Source organism: Pelatocladus sp. BLCC-F211, assembly GCF_041928655.1.
In the GTDB taxonomy this organism is placed as follows: domain Bacteria; phylum Cyanobacteriota; class Cyanobacteriia; order Cyanobacteriales; family Nostocaceae; genus Pelatocladus.
The window spans coordinates 1-19296 of the sequence record NZ_JBHFLM010000167.1 but is presented as its reverse complement, the minus strand read 5'-3'; the positions used below and the strand labels follow the sequence as shown (position 1 = coordinate 19296).

The following is a 19296-nucleotide window of genomic DNA, read 5'->3' as shown; positions in this document are numbered from 1 at the left end:
CTTATAACTTGAGCGTGTTTATGGACAGCAGGAGAAGATCATCCTCTTGTTAAGGTTTTTGAGGTTGGTTAATCTCCTTGAAACTTTTTTTATAATAGTTCAGCTACTTTGTGTGATTCTTGCCTACAGAATATATTTTTGTTCAATAGAGTGGCAAAAAAGGTTTGCACCTGACAACTAAAGAAATTACAGTGGTCTTTCTTAATTAAGTGTAGTGCATCCCACATCATTCTTGATTGCTGAGTTTGGGGATTGGGGATTGGGGAAAGGGTATCGGGGAAAGGGGATCGGGGAAGAGGGAAATCAATGACCAATGACTAATGACAATTGACAATTGACTCCTTCAGAAATTTACTTCTGCTTTAATAACTGAAGGATCGGGGGTTGGATCAAGGCGAAAACCTAGTTTCTCGCAAACTCGCTGCATACCGGAATTGTCAGCAAGGATTTCTGCACTAATGTAATTTAAGTGTTCGCTGCGTCCTACCTGAAGTAGTCTTTTGAGTAATTCGGTTCCTAAACCTTGACATTGAAAATTATCACTGACTAGCATCGCAAACTCAGCACCTTGTGTACCGTGGATTTTACTTAATCTTGCGATCGCTAAAAGTTCATGTTGTCCGGTTTGGGGATTGTGATAGTCAGCAACTAAAGCCATTTCTTGGTCATAATCGATAAAGCAAAGGCGTGTGAGTCTCTCATGGGCGATACGCTGACTGAGTTTGATCAGGTGAAAATAACGAAAATAAACGCTTTCTTCCGATAAGGTTTTGTGAAACTGAATCATTAATGGTTCGTCTTCTGGACGAATCGGGCGAATTGTGATTTCCATCCCGTTTTTCATTGTCCAAGACGAAACGTATTGTGTGGGGTAAGGACGAATAGCAGGTTTTGGTAAATCTGCCTCTTTGACATCTAAATCGTGTAGCACAATCCGTGCATCAAGGGCAATAAAAGAATTTTGAGTAATTGCTTGTACCAATAAAGGATTTATATCAATTTCTTTAATCCAGCGTTGTTCAACTACAAGTTGGCTAAAATGTACCAAAAGTTGTTCTAATGCTTCTAAATCTACAGCTTTTCTACCCCTGACTCCCTGTAGTGCTTTGTAAATTCGGGTTTGTTCCATCATTCGCCGCGCTAATGTCGTATTTAGCGGCGGAAGCCCCAAAGCCCGATCCTGAAATATTTCTACCAACTGTCCGCCAGTACCGAAAAGTAGAACAGGGCCAAACTGGGGATCAATACTGCTACCCAAAATCAGTTCATAACTATTTTTTAAATCAATCATCGGCTGCACAGTAACGCCAGTAAAGTGACTTTCCCCGACTTTCTCTTTCACGGAAGTTGCAATTGCTGCATAAGCCTGACGGACTGCTTCCGCATCATGTAAATTTAAATGCACACCATCCACGTCAGTTTTATGGGTGATGGTTTCCGAAAATACCTTTAATACAACCGGATAGCCAATTTTATCCGCTAGCCGCACAGCCTCATTTGTACTAGTTGCTACTTTTGTTTCCACCGTAGGAATACCGTATGCTGCTAGAACTTGTTTTGATTCCACCTCAGTTAGTAAAGTTCTACCAGCTATTCGTGCTTTTTGAATGATGGTTTCAACAATCACTCGCTCATTCGCTACATCTTGATTTTCAGTCAGCACAGGTGTTTCATACAGTCCCCGCAAGTTGTAACTATAACGCCACATGTAGTTAAAAACACGGGCGGCAGTATCGGGAAAAGGGAAAGTGGGAATCGAAGCTTGATTGAGAATTTCTGCCCCTGCTTCTATATCTGTATCTCCCATCCAACTAGCCAGGATGGGTTTACCAATTTTGGCGTAAGGTTTGAGCAAGTGGGCGGTTTGGGTAGGGTTGGTCATTGCCTGTGGTGTTAAAATTACCAGCAAACCATCACTATTGGGGTCTTTGGCAGTAATTTCTAAAGCTTGGGCATAGCGGGTCGGATCAGCATCACCTAATAGATCGATAGGGTTGTGATGATTGCCATTGGCTGGTAATATTTGATCTAAGGCTGCATGAGTTGCGGCAGATAATTCTGCTAACTCACCCCCGCCAGTAATGAGTGCATCGGTCGCCAGTACTCCAGGACCGCCAGCGTTGGTAATCACAGTCAGTCGGCGACCTTGAGGACGAGGTTGTTTTGCTAACACCTCTGCCATATCGAATAACTCAGAAATACTGTTTACTCGCAATACTCCACAACGTCGTAACGCAGCATCAAACACCGCATCACTTCCCGCTAAAGCCCCTGTATGAGACGCTGCGGCTTTGGCTGCGGCTTCTGTACGTCCAGCTTTGATCACAATAATCGGCTTAGTGAGGGCAACTTCCCGTGCTGCGGAGAGAAACGATCGCGCATCACCAATCGATTCCATGTAGATTACAATACTTTCTGTGTGCGGGTCATCACCAAGGTAATAAATCAAATCACCCCAACCCACATCCAGCATGGAACCGATGGAAATAAAGGCACTAAAACCGACGTTTTCTCGAAAACTCCAATCTAAAATTGCCGTACACAGCGCCCCACTTTGACTAATAAATCCCACCTTCCCCGGAAATGCCATGCTATTAGCAAAGGTAGCATTTAAGCCCGTGTGAGGATTCATCACACCCAAACAATTAGGCCCAATCAACCGCGTTTTGCTGTGATGCAGTTGTTCTAAAACTTGCTGTTCTAGCTTGGCGCCATCTGCACCTGTTTCTTTGAATCCAGCCGAAAGCACGATCGCACCTTTAACTCCCACCTCTGCACATTCACCAATAATCCCTGGAACAGTAGCAGCAGGTGTAATCACGATCGCTAAATCAATAGGCTCTGGAACTGCGGCAATATTAGGATAGGTTTTAATCCCAAGTACACTGCTACGGTTCGGATTGACAGGAAAAACCGTTCCCCCAAAAGGATGACTGATCAGATTCCAAAGTACAGTTCGTCCCACACTGCGATCACGATCAGTAGCACCAATTACAGCGATCGTTTTCGGCGCAAATATCGCGTCTAAAGGTTGATATTCGGATCGGAGAATATCATAAGTGCGGTCTGAAGTTAGTGTGGAATTTGTTTGCATGGTTCTTTTGGGATTGATTGGGGATAGGGGATTGGGGATTGGGGATTGGGAATTGGGGATTGGGGATTGGGGATTGGGAATTGGGGATTGGGGATTGGGGATTGGGGATTGGGGATTAGTTTTTCTCCTTTGTCTCCCTACTCCCTGCTCCCTACTCTCTGCTCCCTGATTCCTGATCCCCGTTCCCCATTCACTTCATGATAAAGTGCGGCATCGGTGCGACAACCCCGGTAAGCTAGGATATACAATTCTTTCAAATCATTGATGAGTGGATAGCGAGGATTAGCACCTGTGCATTGGTCATCAAATGCTTGATCTGCCATTTGTTCAACTTTGGCGTAAAATTCTTGATCTTCATCTCCCAAAGCTGCTTGGATGGTGTGAGGAATATCAAGTTGATGTTTGAGATTTTCTACTGCTTCCACCAATCTTTCTATTTTTTCATCCTGTGTATCGCCACCCAATCTTAAATAATCTGCGATTTGGGCGTAACGTGCTTTGGCGTTCGGATACTTATATTGCGGGAAGATTGCTTGTTTAAAGGGAATATCTGTGGCATTGTAACGGATGACGTGGGAAATCATCAGTGCATTTGCTAAACCGTGGGGTATGTGGAAGGTTGCACCAAGTTGATGTGCCATTGAGTGACATACACCTAAGAATGCATTTGCAAAAGCCATCCCAGCGATAGTTGCTGCGTAGTGTACTTTTTCCCGCGCTTCGGGATCACTAGCACCATTTTTGTACGCTCGTGGTAAATATGTAAACAGTAGAGCGATCGCTTGCAGTGCTAAACCATCGGTAAAATCTGTCGCCATTACCGATACATAGGCTTCTAATGCATGAGTTAGCGCATCAATACCACCGTATGCCGTCAATTTTTTCGGCATATTTAATACTAACTCTGGATCTACAATTGCCATATTCGGCGTTAAAGCGTAATCTGCTAACGGGTATTTCACTCCTGCTTGATCATCGGTAACAACTGCAAAAGGTGTCACTTCTGAACCTGTACCCGAAGTTGTGGGAATTGCTACCATAATTGCTTTTTTTCCCAAGGTAGGTAATTCGTATACCCGCTTGCGGATATCCATAAACCGTGTAGCCAATCCTGCAAATTCGACATCGGGATGTTCGTACATCAACCACATGACTTTTGCTGCATCCATCGGTGAACCACCACCAATCGCAATAATCACATCTGGTTGATAACTACGTAATAAAGCTAACCCTTGATTAACATTTGAGAGAGTCGGATCAGGTTCGACATCATGAAAGATATCGTATTTAACACCAATTTTATCCAAAATTTGCGTGACTTTGTCAATTATTCCCAACTCAAATAAGGGTTTGTCAGTCACAATAAACGCACGTTTTTTTCCGGCTAAATCACTTAAAGCTACAGGCAAACAGCCATATTTAAAGTAAACTTTTGGAGGAACGCGGAACCACAACATATTTTCTCGGCGTTCCGACACAGTTTTGATATTTAATAGGTGATGGGGTGCAACGTTATCAGAAATCGTATTACCACCCCAAGTACCACAACCCAAAGTCAACGAGGGGTCAAGTTTAAAGTTATATAAGTCACCGATTGCCCCTTGGGATGAAGGCGTGTTAATCAGAACTCTGCCTGTTTTGACGGTATTTTTAAAATAAGTAATCTCATCCAAATTGGCTAGATTAGTATACAGTACCGCCGTATGTCCTGGTCCACCAAACTCAATTAATTGATCTGCTTTTGTGACTGCTTCATGGAAGTTATGCGCCCGGTACATTGCTAGGATTGGAGATAGCTTTTCGTAAGCAAAAGGTTCAGCCGGACCAATCATTTCTACTTCGGCAATTAAAACTTTATAACTGCTAGGCAAAGGACAATAATTATCTGTATTACAGCCACTAATCTCGCGTTTAAGTTCAATCCTAGCAATTTTTGCTAGTTTCTCAACTGATTGTCCCACAATTGCCGGGTTTAAATGTCCTTGTTTCAAAATCAAATTGCCGAGTTTGTGTTTTTCTTGGTTAGTGAGAAAGTACGCCCCACGACAAATAAATTCTTGTTTTACTTGTTCGTAAATCTCATCAATAACAATCACTGATTGTTCAGAAGCACAAATCATGCCGTTGTCGAAAGTTTTACTTAGCAAAATTGAACTGACAGCAGTTTGAATATCTGCCGTGGCGTCGATGATTGCGGGAGTATTTCCCGCACCCACACCCAAGGAAGGATGTCCCGATGAATAAGCAGCACGTACCATTCCCGGCCCGCCAGTTGCCAAAATTAACTGAATTTCTCGATGCTGCATCAAAGCTTGAGAAAGTTCTACTGCCGGTTCATCAATCCAACCAATAATATCTGCTGGCGCTCCTGCTGCGATCGCTGCTGTTAAGACTGTTTGAGCGGCTGCAATTGTAGATTTTTTAGCTTTCGGATGGGGAGAAAAAATAATCCCATTACGGGTTTTCAGAGTAATTAAAGCTTTAAAAACAGTAGTAGAAGTCGGATTAGTAACAGGTACAATACCTGCCAAAATACCCACAGGTTCAGCAATCTTTTGAATGCCAAAAGATTTATCTTCTTCAATTACACCACAAGTTTTTTCGTGCTTATATTTATTGTAAATATATTCCGAAGCAAAGTGATTTTTAATCACCTTATCTTCCACAATCCCCATACCTGTTTCAGCAACAGCAAGCTTCGCCAAATAAATGCGTTCCGCATTAGCTGCTAAGGCTGCCTGCTTAAAGATAAAATCAACTTGATCTTGTGAATAGCTAGCATATTTTTCCTGTGCTATCTTCACTCTTTCAATTAATGCTTCCAATTCTTGAATATTAGTAATCTGCATAATTTTTACTCTAGCAATAATTCAACTGTGTCAGAAAAATCTCAGGAATGCGGATTAAATAAAATACAATTTTTTGATTCGATAGAGTGTGTTAGCGCTAGCGTCACGCACCAAAATAATCATGAGTAGTGCGTTATTATCTATTAACAATTACCCATTACCGACAATATAAGTGTTCAAGCGATCGCTAAAACTCCTCTACTTCTAAAAATATCTAAAGCTTGTTGCACTTGTTCAGCAGACGGAGTTGGGGTATTCTGCAATAAGTATTCAAAACCTAATTGTTGCCACTTATATTCACCCATTTTGTGAAATGGCAAAACTTCCACTTTTTCTACATTCTTAAGTGTGGCAATAAAATCAGCTAATCCTTGAATATTCTGCGGATCATCAGTTAAACCAGGAACTAAGACAAAGCGAATCCAAGTTGGCTTATTAATCTCACTCAAGTATTTAGCCAGATTCAAAGTTGGTTCAATATCAACACTTGTGACTTGTTTATATGTAGCCGGATCAAATGATTTGATATCAAGTAGCACTAAATCTACATACTCCAACACAGTTTTTGCAACTTCCAACTCACAAAAACCAGAAGTATCTAATGCTGTATGCATACCCAATTCCTGACAGCGTCGAAAGATTTCTCTGACAAAATCAGGTTGGTATAAAGGTTCTCCACCACTAATCGTGACCCCACCACCAGAAGCTTTCATATAAGATGTATACTTCTGAATTTCTGCGATTAGTTCATCAACACTGGCTTGCTTACCATTTTCTAAGTAGCGACAATCGGGATTGCAGCAGTACAGACAACGCAGTGGACATCCGGTTGTAAAAATGATAAAGCGAATACCAGGGCCATCAACAGTACCGCAGGTTTCCACTGAGTGGATGAAACCAGAAGTAATTGGCTGTGACACAGACTGATTGTTTACGCCAACACAAGTGTGAGATGTTTGATTGAGCATCATATTCGCCTATCAAAGCTTTTGTTTAACCTCAATTGCAGTTATAGGCAAATAGTTTGAGGAAGTTGTGAGGAAACTTGGAGGATGAAAAAGCACATACACGCAAGCAGTTTCTGTAAGGTACACAGATGATCATGGGTTGCTGCAAAGTTAATCCCCTTTGTCTCCCTTATCTCCCTTATCTCCCTTATCCCCCTTGTCCCCATATTCCCCGATCCCCGATTCCTATACTTGTCGATATTCGGCAAATTCCATCGAGAAAGTAGCCATTCCTTGAGAAAGCGATCGCAATTCTGTAGAATAACCAAACATCTCTGCTAAGGGGACTTCTGCTTGAATGACTACATCGTTGTCTCGTGTCTGGGAACCGAGCAACAAAGCCCGTCGCGATAATAATCTACCCTGAATTCTTCCTACAAACTGGCTTGGGGTTTCTACTTCCAGGAACATCATTGGTTCTAAAATAGTTGGGTTGGCTTTCGCAAAAGCTTCTTCAAACCCAAGTCTTGCTGCAAAACGAAAGGCGATTTCTGAGGAATCAATCGGATGGTGCGAACCGCCTTCTAATATTACTTTGACTCCCATAATTGGATATCCTTTTAGCCATCCTGTTTTCAGAGCATCGATACATCCTTGTTCGCAAGCGCTAATATACTGGGCGGGGATTGCACCACCAACAACTCGGTTTTCAAAGATAAAAGGTTCTGTACAAGGTTCTAAGCGTCCTCTGACATGGGCGTATTGTCCAGCACCGCCAGTTTGTTTTTTGAGGGTGTAGTCAAAAGTTGCAGACTGGTTGATGGTTTCTCGGTAAGCTACCGCAGGCGGACTCACATAAACTTCGGCGTGGTATTCGCGTTTCATCCGTTCTAAGTAAATTTGCAGATGTAACTCACCCATTCCTGACATTAAAGTTTGATGAGAATCTGGATCTGTACTGACGTGTAAGGTCGGATCTTCGCGCACAAAACGGTGCAAGGCTTTGGCTATACGATCTATATCTTCTTGGCTTTTGGGCGTGATCGCGATCGCCATTACGGGTTCTGGTACAAATATTCCTTCTAGGGAAAGATTTGTACCCAAAGAACACAAGGTATCGCCTGATGCACACTCAACCCCCATTAACCCAATTATTTCGCCAGCTTCAGCAGAGGTTAATTCTTGTCGCTGATCAACTTCTATCCTGACGAGTCGGTTGATGCGGACTTGTTTTTTGGTGCGGCTATTGTAAAGGCGATCGCCTTGCTTGAGTGTGCCAGAATAAAGGCGGGCGTAAGTTAGTTGACCAAATTCATCTTCAATCAGTTTAAATACTAATGCTACCACTGATGCTTGTGGATCGGGATGAACTTGTACTTGTTTGTCGGTGGAGACATCTGTTGCTGCGATGGCACCTCGTTCGAGGGGAGAAGGTAGATATAATGCGATCGCATCGAGTAAATTTTGCACACCTTTATTTTTGAACGCCGAACCCATCAACACAGGTGTAAATTCCAGACTCAGAGTTCCCTGACGAATCGTATCCCAAATCATTTGCTTGGGTACTTCTTCACCCGCCAGCAACTTTGTCATCATTGGTTCTGAATGGATGGATATTTGATCAAGCAGTTTATCCCGTGCTATTTGTGCTTGTGGTTGCAAATCTTCAGGAATCGATTTTCTATCCCAGTTTTCGCCATTTTCTCCTGTAAAGTAATTGGCGTTCATCTCGATTAAATCGATTACACCCTCAAATTTATCTTCTAAACCAATAGGTAATTGCAGTACCACAGGGTTTAAACCAAGTTTTTCTCGCATTGCATCAACTACACGGAAAGGATTCGCACCTATCCTATCTAATTTGTTGATAAAAGCGATACGTGGCACATGATAGCGCTTCATTTGTCTATCTACTGTGATTGACTGGGATTGCACGCCAGCCACACCACACAATACCATAATAGCCCCATCTAACACCCGTAGAGAACGCTCTACCTCTATCGTAAAATCCACATGTCCAGGTGTATCAATTAAATTAATTTGGGTGTCGTTCCAAAAACAGGTGATTGCTGCGGAAGTGATTGTAATCCCTTTTTCCCGTTCTAATTCCATGTAATCCATCGTCGCGCCATCACCATCCCCACCAACCTCTTCCATCTTGTGGATTTTGCCGGTATAGTACAAAATTCGCTCAGAAATAGTGGTTTTCCCAGCATCAATGTGGGCGGAAATACCAATATTGCGAATATGGCTGCGAGGAATCATGGTAAAGGTTCCTAAAGTCGAGTTAGGGCATACAATCTCTAAGTTTAAAAATAGATAAAGAATGTGAGGATTTTGTGAGTTGGAAATCGATGATTAGGAGTGCGTTGGCGCTACAGTGACTCGAAAAATCAACAAAACAGATTAAAATTAAACCTATTTTAGAAGTATTCAGTTAATTAACTTTGGAAAAACCCCAGGAACTACTATTAGCTAAACTAGGAGAAGGATTACCTGCTATCACTCCATCCTTTGGAGCAGCTTTAGCAGAAGCCTGTGCTGTATGCTTAGAAGACCAAAGTCATTCACAAGGTGTAGAACTGTCGATAAATGGAGACTTTAAGGCTAAATTTAAGCTTTACTGGGAACCAGTAACTGAGCAAATGTTGCGGTGCTGGAATGATCAGGAGTTTACAACAGAACAAGCCGCTTATGGTGTTGCTTTTTTAATTATTAAGCAATTGACTGATTTAACAGTTATTGAGCGTTCCCGTAAAGGAACAGGTTTTGATTACTGGTTAGGTAGTGAAAATAAAGATAGTGAACTTCCATTTCAAAATAAAGTAAGACTAGAAGTTTCAGGTATACGTAAAGGTGATGATAGTCGTATTAGAGCTAGAGTAAAACAGAAAATAGAGCAAACAAAACCTTCTGATGGTGAATATCTTGCTTACATAATTGTGGTGGAATTTAGTAAACCCTTATCTGTGATTGTGAAAAAATGAATCAAATTAAAGAGTTACACAATCAAGCAATGGATTTAGCTGAAGCAGCTTTTTTAGCTAAACTTCAAGGGAATTTAGAACAATCTAATCAACTGACTCGACAAGCTTTTGAGAAAGAAACTCAAGCAGCAGCACTAATTGCAAATCAAATTGATGCTGAACCGACTCGTTCTGTATTACATCGCAGTGCGGCTTCTCTTGCTATTGAATGTGAGGAGTTTCAAACAGCAGAACGTCTAATTGTAACTGCTTTATCAGGAAATCCTCCACAAGAAATTGTGGCAGAATTAAAGGATTTATTTATTCAAATAAATTTGCGTCCTTACTTGCAGCGCCGTGGAATTGAAATGGATAATGATAAAATTGGTAATCTTATTTCGAGGCAAATATAATCTCTAATTTTGAAAGATTTATGAATGAGTTTTAAAGTTCACGTATTCATTAGACATCTCTAGAAATTAAATATGCGTTATCCAGAAACCTTGTAGAGACGTAGCACTGCTACGTCTCTACATTCATTTTCACGCCTATGTCTATTACAAAGATCGCGTTTGTAGCAAAAGTAATTGCAGATTTCATGAAATACTTTCAGGAACATGAATGGGTGAGGATTTCTACTCGCCCCATATTCACCTAAAACCTTTCATGGAACGTCCGCTTAATCACATCAAGCTGCTGTTCCCTTGTCAATTTAATAAAATTCACCGCGTAACCCGACACCCGTATTGTTAACTGTGGATATAACTCAGAATGATCCATCGCATCCATCAGCATCTCTCGATTCATGACGTTGACATTGATATGGTGTCCACCATCATGGAAGTATCCATCCAGCATTCCCACGAGGTTGTTAATTCTGTCAGCTTCAACTTTACCTAGCGCTGATGGTACGATTGAAAAGGTATTAGAAATGCCATCCTGAGAGTATTCGTAAGGTAATTTCGCAACCGATGCAAGGGATGCAACTGCACCTTTAGTATCCCGTCCATGCATGGGGTTTGCACCTGGTGCAAAAGGTTCTCCGGCTTTTCTACCGTCGGGTGTGTTTCCTGTTTTCTTCCCATACACAACGTTAGAAGTAATTGTTAATACTGATTGTGTAGGTACGGCATTACGGTAAGTCTTGTGTTTGCGGAGTTCTTTCATGAACCTGGTAACTAAATGCACCGCAATCTCATCAACTTGATCGTCATTATTGCCGTATTTCGGGAAATCTCCTTGAATTTGGTAATCTACTGCTAATCCGGCTTCATTCCGCAATACTTTGACTTTGGCATATTTAATTGCAGACAAAGCATCTGTAACCACTGACAACCCTGCAATCCCACAAGCCATGGTACGGAAAACATCGCGATCGTGCAATGCCATTTCTAAGCGTTCGTAACAGTATTTATCATGCATATAATGGATGACGTTGAGGGTATTAATGTAGGTTTTTGCCAACCACGCCATCATCCCTTCAAATTTTCTCCATACCTCCTTGTAGTCTAGATATTCTGAGGTAATCGGTGCTGTTTCTGGTGCGATTTGTTCGCCGGATTTTTCATCTTTACCGCCATTGATCGCGTATAGCAGACATTTAGCTAGGTTAACTCGTGCGCCAAAAAACTGCATTTGTTTACCAATTCGCATCGCTGAAACACAGCAGGCGATCGCATAATCATCACCCCAGTATAAACGCATCAGATCATCGTTTTCGTACTGAATTGAACTAGTGTCAATCGAAACTTTAGTACAATAGCGTTTAAAGTGATCTGGTAAGCGTTCTGACCACAACACCGTTAAATTTGGCTCTGGTGCTGGCCCCAAATTATACAGTGTATGTAACATGCGGAAGCTAGTTTTCGTTACTAACGGTCTACCGTCTTCCCCAATTCCGCCAATGCATTCTGTCACCCAGGTAGGATCACCAGAAAACAACTGGTTATAATCAGGAGTTCGCAAGAAACGTACCATCCGCAATTTCATCACAAAATGGTCAATGATTTCTTGCAATTGCGCTTCTGTAATTAAGTCTTGTCGCAAATCCCGTTCAAAGTAAATATCAAGGAACGTTGAAATTCTGCCAATCGACATCGCCGCCCCATTTTGTTCTTTTACCGCCCCTAAGTAGGCAAAATAAAGCCACTGTACAGCTTCTTTGGCGTTTGCGGCTGGGTGACTAATATCACAACCATAGCTAGCAGCCATTTCTTTGAGTTCAAACAGCGCTTTGATTTGATCAGAAATTTCTTCTCGCAGACGAATTGTATCTTCATCGATCACGTCTACATCCAAAGATTCCAGCTGGGCTTTCTTATCTTCAATCAGACTATCAACACCGTATAATGGCACACGCCGATAATCGCCGATAATGCGTCCACGTCCATAAGCATCTGGTAATCCTGTTATAATTCCAGAATGCCGTGCCAAGCGCATTTCGCGAGTATAAGCATCAAATACACCATCATTGTGGGTTTTGCGATACTTGGTAAATATCTCTGCGGTTTGCGGACTTAAGTGATAACCGTATGCTTCCAATGAGTCTTTGACGACACGAATCCCACCAAACGGCATAATTGCCCGTTTGAGGGGTTTGTCAGTTTGTAACCCAATAATTTGTTCGAGTTCGCGGTTGATATAACCCGGATGATGGGAAGTAATGGTCGAAACAACTTCAGTATCAGTATCTAAAATACCTTTTTCTCGCTCAATCGCCATTAAATCTTTAACTTGACGCCAAAGTTCTTGAGTGCGTTCAGTTGCATCTGTTAAAAAAGATTCATCGCCTGTGTAAGGTGTATAGTTTTTCTGGATGAAGTCACGTACATTGATTTCTTTCATCCATTTACCACTTTTAAAATTATGCCATTGTGCCAACATATGATTAATATCCCTCAGTTCACAAAGCTATTATTTTTGAAATGCTTATTTATCTTGCTTGGGATAATAGTTGCAGTGTGATTGTTCTTGATTTTGAACCTAAAACTTGTCTCTAGGTTTAGTTATACGTCAAGAATTTGAGGAAATTGTGAGGATATATGTAGGGTATTTGTTAAATAAATTACATTAATACTTTTTACACATTAATACACCCAGATGGTTTATCGGTGTTCGTCATTTACACAAACTTTTTCCAAGTTGATGCGATCGCACAGTCTCTAAATATAACAAAATGTAACAATATTATCTTTAGCAACTTTGTATGAGTTATGAGCGATCGCTAGTGGGTAAGTACTACTGAGAGTTTTGAAATTGCTTTATATAACCGATCATGACATTATGTAAAGTATCTGTAACATAATGTTGAAATTATTCTTTAATAAGAAATTCAAATATAAAAGTTAAAAAGTTCCAAAGGATAACTTATTACATTCTTGATATATTGTGAAACAAGTTACAAATTACGTGGTGTGCAATGAAGTCTTGAGTTCACCACTCCCTTAAATCAAGAACAAGTTTAGGGGAGTGCGAGCAACAGCGAGGTAAATAAAATTTTATTCCTGGAAAAAGGGGAACATAACACCGTACAATAGTGCGTGCCTACAACGCAAGTACACTGGTGAGAAAATTTCCCCACAATTCTTAGGGGTGAATGCTCCAGTCCAGACTTATGAGAGTTTCCAGCAAATCTCCTAAGTCAGAAAACCACTAACCTTAGTCAAAGACAACCCAAAAACAGAAGATGTTCCGAATCTTTTTTTGTTTGGGGGAAACAGCCAAGGTTTAGAGGGAGTTGCACGCGGCGTGGTTTGTAAGTAGAAAGAGTGACTTCTTGGAAGGGAATTATGTCTTACGCTCAAACGAAGACTCAGACAAAATCTGGGTATCAAGCCGGGGTTAAAGATTACAGACTGACTTACTACACCCCAGATTACACACCTAAAGATACAGATATTCTGGCCGCATTCCGGATGACTCCCCAACCCGGAGTTCCCCCTGAAGAAGCAGGTGCTGCTGTAGCGGCTGAGTCTTCCACTGGTACTTGGACTACCGTATGGACTGACTTGCTGACCGACCTAGATCGCTACAAAGGTCGTTGTTATGATATCGAACCCGTTGCTGGTGAGGACAATCAGTACATTGCTTACGTAGCTTATCCTCTAGACTTGTTTGAGGAAGGTTCTGTAACCAACATGTTGACCTCAATAGTAGGTAACGTATTCGGTTTCAAAGCTTTACGAGCGCTGCGTCTGGAAGACTTGCGGATTCCAGTTGCTTACCTCAAGACTTTCCAAGGCCCTCCCCACGGTATCCAAGTTGAGCGTGACAAATTAAACAAATACGGTCGTCCTTTGTTGGGTTGTACCATTAAGCCCAAACTCGGTTTGTCTGCGAAGAACTACGGACGTGCAGTCTACGAGTGCTTGCGCGGTGGTTTGGACTTCACCAAAGACGACGAAAATATCAACTCCCAGCCTTTCCAACGTTGGCGCGATCGCTTCCTGTTTGTAGCTGATGCAATTCACAAAGCCCAAGCAGAAACAGGCGAAATCAAAGGTCACTACCTGAACGTTACCGCTCCTACCTGCGAAGAAATGATGAAACGGGCTGAGTTCGCTAAAGAACTTAAAATGCCTATCATCATGCATGACTACTTGACCGCAGGTTTCACCGCCAACACAACTTTGGCTAAATGGTGTCGCGACAACGGTATATTGCTCCACATCCACCGAGCGATGCACGCGGTAATTGACCGTCAAAAGAACCACGGTATCCACTTCCGCGTTTTGGCTAAGACTCTGCGGATGTCTGGTGGAGACCATATTCACACTGGTACGGTGGTCGGTAAGCTAGAGGGTGAGCGCGGTATTACCATGGGCTTCGTTGACCTGCTGCGCGAAAACTATGTTGAGCAAGACAAGTCTCGCGGTATTTACTTCACCCAAGATTGGGCTTCTATGCCTGGTGTAATGGCTGTTGCTTCTGGTGGTATCCACGTATGGCACATGCCAGCATTGGTAGAAATCTTTGGTGATGATTCCGTACTGCAATTCGGTGGTGGTACACTCGGCCACCCCTGGGGTAACGCTCCTGGTGCAACCGCAAACCGTGTTGCTTTGGAAGCTTGTATTCAAGCTCGTAACGAAGGTCGCAACTTGGCTCGCGAAGGTAACGACGTTATCCGTGAAGCTGCTAAGTGGTCTCCTGAGTTGGCTGCTGCTTGCGAACTGTGGAAAGAAATCAAGTTCGAGTTCGAGGCCATGGATACAGTCTGACGTCAAGTAAAAAGTTAAAAGTTGAAAGATAAAAGAAAATTCTTCTTAACTTTTGACTTTTGACTTTTGACTTTTGACTTAATTAGGGGCTGGGGTCAAGCATGAATCTGAAACAAATTGCGAAGGACACAGCCAAGACGCTGCAAAGCTACCTGACTTATCAGGCAGTTAGGACGGTGTTGGCTCAACTCAGTGAAACCAATCCTCCCTTGGCATATTGGCTGCACAAATTTTCTGCACAAGACAAAATCCAGGACGGAGAGGCTTACATTGAAGAACTTTTCCGAGAAAAGCCGGATTTAGCATTGCGGATCATGACAGTCAGAGAACACATAGCGGAGGAAGTCACCGAATTCTTGCCGGAAATGGTTCGTGCTGGTATTCTACAAGCCAATATGGAACACCGCCGCCAGCATCTTGAGCGGATAACGCAGTTAAACCAATCAAACCCCAGTGCCGAATCAGAACAGCAAGCAACTTCAGATCAAAACAGTGAACAGTAATTATCATGAACTGAATAATTGTACAGACGCGATTCATCGCGTCTCTAACTGATCACTGAACAACTAATTGTCAACCGCAATAATTATCATTTAGCTATGCAAACTCTACCAAAAGAGCGTCGTTACGAAACCCTTTCTTATCTACCTCCCCTCACCGATGCTCAAATCGCCAAGCAGATCCAGTACATTCTAAATCAAGGCTACATTCCAGCGATCGAGTTCAACGAATCTTCTGAGCCTACTGTATACTACTGGACATTGTGGAAACTGCCTTTGTTCAGCGCTAAAAGTACTCAAGACGTGTTGAGCGAAGTACAAGCTTGTCGTTCTCAATATGGCAACTGCTTCATCCGTGTTGTTGGCTTTGACAACATCAAACAGTGCCAAGTTCTCAGCTTTATCGTTCACAAGCCCAGTAGCAGCAGATACTAAAGCTGGTAAGCTCTGATTAATTAATATATTCCCTCAACTAGAGAGGTAGATTACTCTACCTCTCTTATTTACTGAAAAGTCTTGGGTTGTTAGTTGTTAGTTGTTTTCTCAGTGGCTACCTTCTGAACAAGTTGAACATCTATATCTAATGCCTTAGCTATTTGTTCTACACTCAATCCTAGTGTTAGTAACTGAGGTATTGTTTCTAACTTAGCCTCTTGCTTACCCTCTTGTTTACCCTCTTGCTTACCTTCCTCAAAAGCTTCCTGATATACCCGTGTTTGCTTTAATTCACCTAGTCCCAACATTTTCTCTATCTCCTCCCGGCTCAGGCGGGGAAATTTATAGACTATGATTGTTTCTATCAATTGTATGAGTTCTCGTTGAGTAACTTGATTCTCTATCTGTTGTTGAGCAGAAGTGATTATAGCGTTTCCTAAGCAACTGAGGTATACCCCAATCCTTCTTAATAAAGTTAATAGCTTTGAAAACGTACCTCACTAGGTCGAGAACCGCTATATCTCCTTAGCTTTTGTTGTCGCAGTGTTTTCTGGTTCTACAATTAATTTAACATTTCACAAATGGATAATTTGAAGTTAATTAAGCCATTTTAATCACAAATAATCATAAAAATAAACTTATCTATCTCTGAAGAATAGTGACAGATAGTCACAAAAAAATTAACATCATTTTCAGATATTTTATCTATCCCCAAGGTTTATGAGTTACTACATTCCTCCCGGCTTTTTAGACAAACTTGCTGTTCACATCACCAAAAACTTTCTTGATATTCCTGGTGTTAGAGTACCTTTGATTTTAGGTATTCATGGACGTAAAGGTGAAGGTAAATCTTTTCAATGTGAGTTAGTTTTTGAAAAAATGGGTGTAGAAGTAACTCACATTTCGGGCGGAGAATTAGAAAGTCCAGATGCAGGAGATCCAGCACGGCTAATTCGTCTACGCTATCGGGAAACCGCAGAATTAATCAAGGTGCGCGGTAAAATGTGCGTGATTATGATTAATGATTTAGACGCGGGTGCTGGACGTTTTGATGAGGGTACGCAGTATACAGTAAACACCCAATTGGTGAACGCCACACTGATGAATATTGCCGATAACCCTACTGATGTGCAGTTGCCTGGTAGCTATGATGCTACACCATTACATCGTGTACCAATTATTGTTACAGGAAATGATTTCTCTACTCTGTACGCGCCACTAATTCGTGATGGTCGGATGGAGAAATTTTATTGGGAACCAGACCGAGATGACAAAATAGGAATTGTTGGTGGAATTTTTAGTGAAGATGGACTTTCGCAACGGGAAATAGAACAACTTGTTGATACTTTCTTGAATCAGTCTATCGACTTTTTTAGTGCTTTGCGATCGCGTATTTATGACGAACAAATCCGCAAGTTTATTCATGACATTGGAATTGAAAGCGTCTCGATGCGGGTAGTCAACAGTTTAGAAGGGCCACCTCAATTTAAAAAACCTAATTTTAGTCTGTCTCATTTAATTGAGATGGGTAACTTCATAGTGGGAGAACAACAACGTGTTCAGAATTCGCAGTTAGTTACAGAATATAATCGCGGTTTGTATACTCGAAATCTATCCCAACCTGCTGCTGCACCCACACAAGCTAATCAACCTTTTAGCAATCATGATAACGGCTATCAGAAATCACACTCTAATAATACTCATCTCACTCTAGAAACCCAAGGACAAATACGTGAACTACTATCACAAGGTTACAAAATTGGCATTGAACACGTAGATGAGCGCCGTTTCCGTACAGGTTCGTGGCAAAATTGCGCTGTTGGTAAAATCGATGCTGAGTCTGATGCTATCTCCACTATCGAATCTTGCCTAGCGGAATACACTGGCGAGTATGTGCGCCTAGTAGGAGTTGATCCAAAAAATAAACGTCGCGTAATGGAAACAATTATTCAGCGTCCAAATGGGAAAGTAAATCATTAGTCAATGGTCATTGGTCAATGGTCATTGGTCATTTGTCATTAGTTATTCTCCCTTGTCTCCCTTGTCCTCCTTGTCCCCCTTCCCCATCATTGGAGTTTCAAAAACTTCTCTAAGGCGACTACCATACTGGGAGGCCAGCGACGGATATTTTTCACCCAGTTGATATCTTTATATCGGGTGTCAAGTCCGTAGGCTGCTACCCAGTTACTTTCCGCCTCTCCTTTTTGTCCTTTTACCCAAAGGGCGGCGGTGAGTGCAGCACGTGTGTCAGCAAAATTGGGGTATTTGCGGACTATATTTTTCATTTCTCGGATGGCTTGGTCTATTTGACCAGTTTCATACAAAACCAAGGCATAGTTACCACGAGCAATGACTAAATTTGGTGATATTGCCATTGACTTTTGGTAATCAGCAATTGCTTCTTCCCATTCACCCAAACCTGCTTTAGCTGTACCACGATTGTTGTAAGCCATCGCATCGTTGGGATCAACTTCTAGGATATGATTGTAGTCTGCGATCGCTTCTTCCCATCTCCCCAAAGCTTCAAGGGCTGTACCACGGTTTAAATATGGATCTGTCACATCAGGAGCAAGTTCTATAGCTTTGTTAAAATCTGCTAGTGCCTCTTGCAATTTGTTCTGACTTACTCTAGAGTTTCCCCGGTTACTCCAAATCGCTGCATTATCTGGGAACCTTTCAATAATTTTTGTCCAGTACTGTTCAGCCTTAGCAAAATCCCCTTTACTTGTCGCGACAAAAGCTGATTTTGCTAAGTTATCCCATTTTTGTATTTCTTCTGGCGTGAAGTTTGGTCTTTGAGGTTGGGCGATGACTGCTTCACTCCAGCCAAACATCAGCAGCAGACTCAACAAAATCACAAATAATCTCATCATTGGGGATCGGGGATTAGGGATTAGGGATTGGGGATTAGGGATTAGGGATTGGGGATTAGGGATTAGGGATTGGGGATTAGGGATTAGGGATTAAGGATTGGGGATTAGGGATTGGGGAGCAGGGAGCAGGGAGCAGGGAGCAGGGAGCAGGGAGCAGTTAACAGTTTAATTTGATAACTGATAACTGATAATTCTCCCTTGTCCCCAATCCCCGATCTCCGATCCCTAATCCCCGATCCCCGATCCCCAATTCCTCATAACAACGATAACTGTTCATCTTTTTCTGCGGGATACCCCGACCTGCTTCGCTGAGGTCGGGGAGGGATAGCAGGTCAAACTTGGTGGCTCGATGCCATCAAGTTTGACAATCTCCGAGTTGGCAGCACGATTAATCCCGTGCTTCGCTGTACCAG

At 42.1% G+C, this 19296-nt stretch carries 13 protein-coding genes; 6 read left to right on the top strand and 7 right to left on the bottom strand.

From position 1 onward, the window contains the following. Positions 1-343 precede the first annotated feature (343 nt). From ACE1AT_RS20720 to fusA, 4 genes are all read right to left on the bottom strand, one after another. Entirely contained in the window at positions 344-3094 is a 2751-nt protein-coding gene (locus tag ACE1AT_RS20720) for a bifunctional acetate--CoA ligase family protein/GNAT family N-acetyltransferase (protein ID WP_374871728.1), read from the bottom strand. A 137-nt stretch (positions 3095-3231) separates the two neighbouring features. Further along, positions 3232-5943 carry a bifunctional acetaldehyde-CoA/alcohol dehydrogenase gene (gene adhE / locus ACE1AT_RS20715; RefSeq protein ID WP_374871726.1) on the bottom strand — a complete coding sequence of 904 codons (2712 nt, stop codon included), beginning with the start codon at positions 5941-5943 and terminating at the stop codon, positions 3232-3234. Positions 5944-6119: 176 nt separating this feature from the next. Continuing rightward, positions 6120-6911, bottom strand: coding sequence for a pyruvate formate-lyase-activating protein (gene pflA, locus ACE1AT_RS20710; RefSeq protein WP_374871840.1), 792 nt, complete (start codon positions 6909-6911; stop codon positions 6120-6122). A gap of 225 nt (positions 6912-7136) precedes the next feature. Next, a complete protein-coding gene (gene fusA / locus ACE1AT_RS20705) occupies positions 7137-9155 on the bottom strand; it encodes an elongation factor G (RefSeq protein WP_374871724.1) in 2019 nt (672 codons plus the stop codon). 182 nt (positions 9156-9337) lie between these two features. Between fusA and ACE1AT_RS20700 the strand changes: the two genes are divergently transcribed. Together ACE1AT_RS20700 and ACE1AT_RS20695 are read left to right on the top strand one after the other, a co-directional pair. Next, on the top strand, positions 9338-9877 hold the full coding sequence (locus ACE1AT_RS20700) for a hypothetical protein (RefSeq protein WP_374871722.1): 540 nt from the start codon (positions 9338-9340) through the stop codon (positions 9875-9877). Next, positions 9874-10269, top strand: a complete 396-nt coding sequence (locus ACE1AT_RS20695) for a hypothetical protein (RefSeq protein ID WP_374871720.1) — start codon at positions 9874-9876, stop codon at positions 10267-10269. Before ACE1AT_RS20700 ends, ACE1AT_RS20695 begins: the two co-directional genes overlap by 4 nt. A gap of 241 nt (positions 10270-10510) precedes the next feature. Here ACE1AT_RS20695 and pflB read toward each other — a convergent pair whose 3' ends face one another. Further along, positions 10511-12739, bottom strand: a complete 2229-nt coding sequence (pflB, locus tag ACE1AT_RS20690; RefSeq protein ID WP_374871718.1) for a formate C-acetyltransferase — start codon at positions 12737-12739, stop codon at positions 10511-10513. A 905-nt stretch (positions 12740-13644) separates the two neighbouring features. Here pflB and ACE1AT_RS20685 point away from each other — a divergent pair. The 3 genes from ACE1AT_RS20685 (at position 13645) to ACE1AT_RS20675 (ending at position 16010) form a co-directional block, all read left to right on the top strand. Beyond that, positions 13645-15075: a form I ribulose bisphosphate carboxylase large subunit gene (locus ACE1AT_RS20685; RefSeq protein ID WP_374871716.1), complete on the top strand. Its 1431-nt coding sequence runs from the start codon at positions 13645-13647 to the stop codon at positions 15073-15075. Positions 15076-15176: 101 nt separating this feature from the next. Next, positions 15177-15578 carry a chaperonin family protein RbcX gene (locus ACE1AT_RS20680; RefSeq protein ID WP_016859872.1) on the top strand — a complete coding sequence of 134 codons (402 nt, stop codon included), beginning with the start codon at positions 15177-15179 and terminating at the stop codon, positions 15576-15578. A gap of 96 nt (positions 15579-15674) precedes the next feature. Continuing rightward, complete coding sequence (locus tag ACE1AT_RS20675) at positions 15675-16010, top strand: ribulose bisphosphate carboxylase small subunit (protein WP_374871714.1); 336 nt, start codon at positions 15675-15677, stop codon at positions 16008-16010. A gap of 89 nt (positions 16011-16099) precedes the next feature. Here the strand turns inward: ACE1AT_RS20675 and ACE1AT_RS20670 are convergent, their stop codons facing one another. After that, entirely contained in the window at positions 16100-16435 is a 336-nt protein-coding gene (locus ACE1AT_RS20670) for an Rpn family recombination-promoting nuclease/putative transposase (RefSeq protein ID WP_374871838.1), read from the bottom strand. A gap of 295 nt (positions 16436-16730) precedes the next feature. On the opposite strand from ACE1AT_RS20670, the gene ACE1AT_RS20665 reads away from it, so the two are divergent. After that, the gene (locus ACE1AT_RS20665; RefSeq protein WP_374871712.1) at positions 16731-17990 is read left to right on the top strand and encodes a ribulose bisphosphate carboxylase small subunit; all 1260 of its coding nucleotides are present in this window, start codon (positions 16731-16733) and stop codon (positions 17988-17990) included. Positions 17991-18076: 86 nt separating this feature from the next. Here ACE1AT_RS20665 and ACE1AT_RS20660 read toward each other — a convergent pair whose 3' ends face one another. Further along, a complete protein-coding gene (locus ACE1AT_RS20660) occupies positions 18077-18880 on the bottom strand; it encodes a tetratricopeptide repeat protein (RefSeq protein ID WP_374871836.1) in 804 nt (267 codons plus the stop codon). Positions 18881-19296 lie beyond the last annotated feature (416 nt).

Coding starts and splice junctions, on each gene's coding strand:
- ACE1AT_RS20720 (WP_374871728.1), bottom strand. CDS start 3,094: ATGCAAACAAATTCCACACTAACTTCAGACCGCACTTATGATATTCTC.
- adhE (WP_374871726.1), bottom strand. CDS start 5,943: ATGCAGATTACTAATATTCAAGAATTGGAAGCATTAATTGAAAGAGTG.
- pflA (WP_374871840.1), bottom strand. CDS start 6,911: ATGCTCAATCAAACATCTCACACTTGTGTTGGCGTAAACAATCAGTCT.
- fusA (WP_374871724.1), bottom strand. CDS start 9,155: ATGATTCCTCGCAGCCATATTCGCAATATTGGTATTTCCGCCCACATT.
- ACE1AT_RS20695 (WP_374871720.1), top strand. CDS start 9,874: ATGAATCAAATTAAAGAGTTACACAATCAAGCAATGGATTTAGCTGAA.
- pflB (WP_374871718.1), bottom strand. CDS start 12,739: ATGTTGGCACAATGGCATAATTTTAAAAGTGGTAAATGGATGAAAGAA.
- ACE1AT_RS20685 (WP_374871716.1), top strand. CDS start 13,645: ATGTCTTACGCTCAAACGAAGACTCAGACAAAATCTGGGTATCAAGCC.
- ACE1AT_RS20680 (WP_016859872.1), top strand. CDS start 15,177: ATGAATCTGAAACAAATTGCGAAGGACACAGCCAAGACGCTGCAAAGC.
- ACE1AT_RS20675 (WP_374871714.1), top strand. CDS start 15,675: ATGCAAACTCTACCAAAAGAGCGTCGTTACGAAACCCTTTCTTATCTA.
- ACE1AT_RS20665 (WP_374871712.1), top strand. CDS start 16,731: ATGAGTTACTACATTCCTCCCGGCTTTTTAGACAAACTTGCTGTTCAC.
- ACE1AT_RS20660 (WP_374871836.1), bottom strand. CDS start 18,880: ATGAGATTATTTGTGATTTTGTTGAGTCTGCTGCTGATGTTTGGCTGG.